The organism is Desulfovulcanus sp. (assembly GCF_982781345.1).
Genome location: NZ_CEYAEZ010000091.1, coordinates 1 through 5,321, shown reverse-complemented (window position 1 = coordinate 5,321; position 5,321 = coordinate 1). Strand labels below are relative to the sequence as shown.

The window sequence follows — 5,321 nt, the reverse complement described above, 5'->3', positions numbered from 1 at the left end:
TTTTCCGCAAGCTTCACTAAGATGGGTTACCCAAGCCATTTGTAATGCATTTCAGCAACCAAGACTTTCAATCAGCAGTTAAAATGGAGTTTGGCCACAGGCTCTATAGTGTATCTCCTGATGCATAATGATGATAAATGGGCTTTAAACTATAACACCAACTTCTAGTTTTCAAAGATGAGATATTTATGTTTAATCTGGCAAACAATTTAACTTTTTTGCGTATAGCCTGTATCCCTCTTTTAGTCCTGCTTTTATATTTTCCAGGCAAAATATCCTGTCTGATAGCCATGTTTATTTTTATTGGTGCTTCTTTAACTGATTTGGTAGATGGTATTATCGCTCGCAGGTATAATTTAGTAACCAATATGGGAAAATTTTTAGATCCATTGGCCGATAAACTGCTGGTGGCATCGGCTTTGATTATGCTTGTAAAGTTGGGATGGGTTGAGGCCTGGATAAGCATAACCATTGTTAGCCGGGAGATACTGGTTACAGGCCTGAGGGCTATTGCTGCTGACCAAGGACTAGTGATTGCTGCAGATAAATACGGTAAGTTAAAGACCATTGTTCAGACAGTGGCTTTGTGTCCGCTGATTTTACACTATAACTGGTGGGGATTTGATCCTAATCTCTTGGGACAGGTCCTCATCTACCTGGCCTTGATTTTGACTTTGTTCTCAGGTGTCAATTATTTGCGTAATTTTTATAGAAAAGTTTTAACTAATTAACCTGGGGGGAAGCTCATGGCCCAAATAGATGCTTTTTTTAAAATGATGCATGAGTTGGGAGCATCAGATCTGCATTTATCTTCAGGTTCCCAACCGATTATTCGCTTGCACGGCGATTTGCAACGGGTCAAATACAAGGAGTTGGAGCACAATGAGCTGAAAAAATTGCTCTACGAGATTACTCCAGAGAACAAGATCAAAGTTTTTGAGGAGAGCGGGGACGTGGACTTTTCCTATGAAGTCCCGAACTTGGCGAGATACAGAGCAAATTTTTTCTTGCAACGTCGTGGCATTGCTGCTGTTTTTAGAGAGATTCCGCAGAAGATTTTGACCATAGATGATCTTGGGCTACCCCCTATTTTAAAAAATCTGGCCATGTTGCCAAAAGGTCTGGTTTTGGTCACTGGACCTACCGGCAGTGGTAAGTCAACGACTCTTGCGGCCATAATCGACTATGCCAACAGGATGCGCAAAGATCATATTCTAACCATTGAGGATCCCATTGAATTTGTCCACGAACCTATAAATTGTCTGATTAACCAGAGAGAGGTGGGTCGAGATACCTTAAGTTTTCAGGCAGCACTGCGCGGGGCCTTGCGCGAAGATCCTGACATTATTCTGGTTGGTGAGATGCGGGATCTCGAAACCATTAAATTAGCTTTGGAGGCAGCGGAAACAGGTCATCTGGTTTTTGGCACTTTGCATACTATTTCTGCATCCAAAACCATTGACCGGATTATTGAGGTTTTTCCAGCGGAAATGCAGGGTCAAATAAGGTCCGGCCTGGCGGATTCTTTGCGAGCCATCATTGCTCAAAACTTGTTTAAGCGAATTGATAAGCCTGGTCGGGTGGCAGCCTTAGAAATCCTTATTGCCACACCCGCTGTGCGCAACCTGATCAGGGAGAATAAGATTTTTCAAATTAATTCTGTTATTGAAACTGGTAAGAAGTTTGGTATGCAGGCCCTTGATGATGCTATTATGCAGCTTTTGCAGCAGAACATTATTTCACCTGAGGCTGCGTACAACAAGGCAGTGAATAAATCCAAGTTCAGGCAATTTTTATCAGAGCCACCGCAAGATTTTACCGAGGTATAAATGCTTCGTTCACAAATGGATCATATAGTGGGGCAGATCTTGGATCAGGCCCCGGATACATCAGATATAATTTTTACTGTGGGAAAGCCCATCCAGGCCGAGGTGCATGGTGAATTGCAGGATATAAAAATAAGTCCGCCTTTGGGCCGGTTAGTACCTTTTCAAGTAGAGGCCATGGCTATGGCCATGATGGGCCGAAATTTGCGTCTATACAAGGATCAATTGCAAACAGGATCCTGTGACCTCTCTTATGAACTACCCGGGCGGGCCAGATTCAGGGTAAATGTGTTCGGGCAAAAAGGGTCTCTGGCCATTGTTATGCGCAAATTGTCTATGCAAGTGCCAACTCTGGAACAACTTAACCTCCCTGAGATTTTTAAGGAAATAGCTAGAGAAAAGTATGGTCTTATCCTGGTCACAGGTGGCACCGGAACAGGTAAGTCTACATCTCTGGCCGCGCTCATAGATCGTATCAATTCCCAGTTTAGAAAGCATATTATCACACTGGAAGATCCTATCGAATTTGTACATGTACACAAAAAAGGTGTGGTCAATCAAAGGGAACTCGGTATTGACTTTGATACCTTTGCCTCAGGACTTAGGGCTGCTCTTAGACAGGCGCCTAAAGTAATTTTGGTGGGCGAGATAAGAGACCGGGAGACCATGGCAATTGCTCTTGAAGCAGCAGAAACAGGGCATCTTGTCCTAGGCACCTTACACACAAGTGATGCCGGTCAGACCATTAACCGTATCATCGGTATGTTTGAATTATCTGAAGAGAGACTGATCAGGGCCCGGCTGGTTGAGAGTTTGAAATATGTTATCTCTCAACGTCTTATGCCCAAGATTGGAGGCGGACGAGTGGCAGCATTTGAAATTTTGCGCAAAAATTTACGTATTAGAGAATTGATTTTAAAAGGAGAATCCGAAGATAAAACATTTTATAACGTTATTTCCGAGGGTGGTACCTATGGCATGGTCACTTTTGACCAGTATCTAAGCAACTTATTTGAGCAAGGAGTTATCACCGAGGAAATTGCTATGCTTAATGCTTCGGATAGGTCACGTTTGAAACAAATGATCGATAAGATTAAGGCCAGGCGCGGGGAAAAGATTACAGATATTGAGGGGCTCGAACTGGATCTGGATTATGGCCGTGACTTTTAATATTGTAGAGGTGAGCTATGGACCTTACATGTTCAAATTGTCAGAAAAAAATTTTTTTGCCTCCTGAAAAAATTCCGAATGCACCGCGGTTTGCTTTAAAATGTCCCGGATGTGGTGAGAGGATCGTGGTGGAAAACGAGGCCTATGCGAAAGAGAGCAATAGCGCTGTCGATGAGGAGCAAGTCAGGCCAACTAAAAGTATTGAACCCGATTTTTTCCCTCCAGGTGCGAATGTAGCCTTTTTATTTATCATTGACGAGGAGATAGGACTGAAAGTCCGCGAATTTTTTCAGGAAAAGGATTTTTATATAAGCACGGCCGAAGATGTTCAAGAGGGAGTACTTAAGCTTAGACTTAACGATTACCAATTAATTTTACTTGAGGATAGAGAAGAGATCGCTCCATTACTTACTGAAATACATTCTTGGCCAGGCAAGAAAAGAAGAAATGTCAACTGTTTGCTCATTGGAGACAGAGCTCCCAGTATGCATCAACAGGAGGCTTTTTACCGAGGGGTAAATTTTTATCTACATATAAAAGATAAAGATAGGATTGATGATTTGCTCGAGCAATGTTTAAATGGTTTTGTCCTCTATAATGAACCTTGGACCATGGCTTTGATGGTAGAGGAGTGAAGATGAGAAACAGGCAAAGCCTTCAGGCCAGAGTCTTAAATTGTCTTTTGACTATAGTCGAATTGGAGCCCTTGATAAAAAGGTTGCCCCTTGATTCTGATTTGAGAGCAGAGTTTAAGTTTATTAAAAGTATAGTTAATCAAGTCAATGAGTTTGACTTATCCGAGAATGACGTTTCGCGTATCGAAAGGGCAACGGCTACATTTCTCGATGAGATCAGCGTCCCGTTATCTATTTTTTATAAAGACTTTAAAAAACGAAAGTTGCAATAAATTATGTTTTTCCGAGCCATTTTCCTTCTTTTTTTGCTAGTAAATATTTTTTTAATTTGTAGAATAATTTGGTCGGATAGTGGGATAATTGCATATTTAAAGGTAAAGGATACGTACACTAAATTGTATGAGGAGAATGAAAAGATAAAGAACGAAAATGTAAAATTAAGTAATGATATCAGAATGCTTAAATCTGACACTGAATATTTGGCTGATGTCATCCGTAAAGAAATGCATTATGTCAAGAAGAAAGAACTAATATATATATTTCCTACAAGTGGAAGGTAGTCGGATTTTAGGAGTTTAGTACATGCAGGATAAAATTGATTTTTACGAAGAAGTTTTGGCGCTTGATCCCCATTCCAAACTGTTTTTTCCCTTGGCTAGGTTGTATCTAGAAAGTAAACAGACTCAAAAAGCCCTTGAGGTTTTGAAAGCAGGGCTTGAAAATTACCCGGAGCATTTAGAGGCCAGACTTTTATTGGCCAATATATATTTTTTGCAGGGGCTAGAGGAACAGGGAGAAAAGATTTGCGTCGAAATCTTTGAACTTTTGAAAAAAAATAGTTTTTTTTGGACTACTCTAGAGCGGTTTTGGGCACGAAAGAGCCAGGAAGATCTCGCCTTGGCTTTTAAGTTTATTGCTGAGTTTGCGCAGGGACAAGAACTAACCTGGAGCAGTGTTTTAAAGGCAGGTCTTTTGGCCTTGGAGAAAAGTCCTGAAGTGAGCGCTAAAGGTTCTTTAGAAGAAGATGGAGCAGAAAACAGGTCTGGACTCGAGACTTTCACCCCGAGCCCTAAATGTGTTCAAGAAGAAGTATCAACGCCTGCCAAAGACCTAAGCGTAGAACATGAGCAATTAAGTGAACAGAAAACTGACGATAAACAGGCTGTGGGTTCTCAAGCTGAAGAATCTTTCGCCCAGACCGAGACTCATCAAGACGAAACAAGAGCTTTTGTTGATGTTGATAGGGAGCCTGATGCGGAATTCGACGAGGTTGAGGAAGTTGAGGAACTGAATTTTGAAGAGGAGGCCCGGACCAAATCGTTGGCTGATCTTTTGTTCGAGCAAGAAGAATATGCAAAAGCTTTGGACATATATGAAGAATTATGGCGGTCCAGCTTGCCCGGAGCAGAGCGTAAAGAGATAGAAGAACGGATTAAAGAAATAAAGGAATTACTTGCCGGTCAAGAAAACAGACCAGAGCAGGAGGTAGCTGCAGAAACTGGTAGTGGTGACGAGGCTAGCTCTGAGGAGAATATTGAGCAAGCTGAAGTTATCGACTTTTTATCTAGCCTAGCAGAGCGCCTTGATGCTAGGGCTGAAAAGCAAGGTTAAGTCCTGAATCCGTGAAAGTGAGTAAATTTTGTTTATTGACAATTAGCAATCCGGAACTTTTGTCAAACAGGCGAAAAAA

At 41.6% G+C, this 5,321-nt stretch carries 7 protein-coding genes; all 7 read left to right on the top strand.

Annotated elements, in window-relative coordinates:
• Positions 1-188: 188 nt before the first annotated feature.
• From pgsA to AC3WVG_RS10955, 7 genes are read left to right on the top strand one after another with little or no spacing between them, the layout of a single operon-like run.
• Positions 189-731, top strand: coding sequence for a CDP-diacylglycerol--glycerol-3-phosphate 3-phosphatidyltransferase (gene pgsA, locus AC3WVG_RS10985; RefSeq protein ID WP_488798160.1), 543 nt, complete (start codon positions 189-191; stop codon positions 729-731).
• 15 nt (positions 732-746) lie between these two features.
• On the top strand, positions 747-1,829 hold the full coding sequence (locus AC3WVG_RS10980) for a type IV pilus twitching motility protein PilT (RefSeq protein ID WP_488798159.1): 1,083 nt from the start codon (positions 747-749) through the stop codon (positions 1,827-1,829).
• On the top strand, positions 1,830-2,996 hold the full coding sequence (locus AC3WVG_RS10975) for a type IV pilus twitching motility protein PilT (protein ID WP_488798158.1): 1,167 nt from the start codon (positions 1,830-1,832) through the stop codon (positions 2,994-2,996).
• A gap of 17 nt (positions 2,997-3,013) precedes the next feature.
• On the top strand, positions 3,014-3,631 hold the full coding sequence (locus tag AC3WVG_RS10970; protein ID WP_488798157.1) for a zinc ribbon domain-containing protein: 618 nt from the start codon (positions 3,014-3,016) through the stop codon (positions 3,629-3,631).
• Positions 3,632-3,633: 2 nt separating this feature from the next.
• Positions 3,634-3,903, top strand: a complete 270-nt coding sequence (locus AC3WVG_RS10965) for a hypothetical protein (RefSeq protein WP_488798156.1) — start codon at positions 3,634-3,636, stop codon at positions 3,901-3,903.
• A gap of 3 nt (positions 3,904-3,906) precedes the next feature.
• Complete coding sequence (locus tag AC3WVG_RS10960) at positions 3,907-4,191, top strand: FtsB family cell division protein (RefSeq protein WP_488798155.1); 285 nt, start codon at positions 3,907-3,909, stop codon at positions 4,189-4,191.
• A gap of 22 nt (positions 4,192-4,213) precedes the next feature.
• Positions 4,214-5,242, top strand: a complete 1,029-nt coding sequence (locus AC3WVG_RS10955) for a tetratricopeptide repeat protein (protein WP_488798154.1) — start codon at positions 4,214-4,216, stop codon at positions 5,240-5,242.
• Positions 5,243-5,321 lie beyond the last annotated feature (79 nt).

Excerpts from the sequence above, each read along its gene's own strand:
- pgsA (WP_488798160.1), top strand. The coding sequence starts at position 189 with ATGTTTAATCTGGCAAACAATTTAACTTTTTTGCGTATAGCCTGTATC.
- AC3WVG_RS10980 (WP_488798159.1), top strand. The coding sequence starts at position 747 with ATGGCCCAAATAGATGCTTTTTTTAAAATGATGCATGAGTTGGGAGCA.
- AC3WVG_RS10975 (WP_488798158.1), top strand. The coding sequence starts at position 1,830 with ATGCTTCGTTCACAAATGGATCATATAGTGGGGCAGATCTTGGATCAG.
- AC3WVG_RS10970 (WP_488798157.1), top strand. The coding sequence starts at position 3,014 with ATGGACCTTACATGTTCAAATTGTCAGAAAAAAATTTTTTTGCCTCCT.
- AC3WVG_RS10965 (WP_488798156.1), top strand. The coding sequence starts at position 3,634 with ATGAGAAACAGGCAAAGCCTTCAGGCCAGAGTCTTAAATTGTCTTTTG.
- AC3WVG_RS10960 (WP_488798155.1), top strand. The coding sequence starts at position 3,907 with ATGTTTTTCCGAGCCATTTTCCTTCTTTTTTTGCTAGTAAATATTTTT.
- AC3WVG_RS10955 (WP_488798154.1), top strand. The coding sequence starts at position 4,214 with ATGCAGGATAAAATTGATTTTTACGAAGAAGTTTTGGCGCTTGATCCC.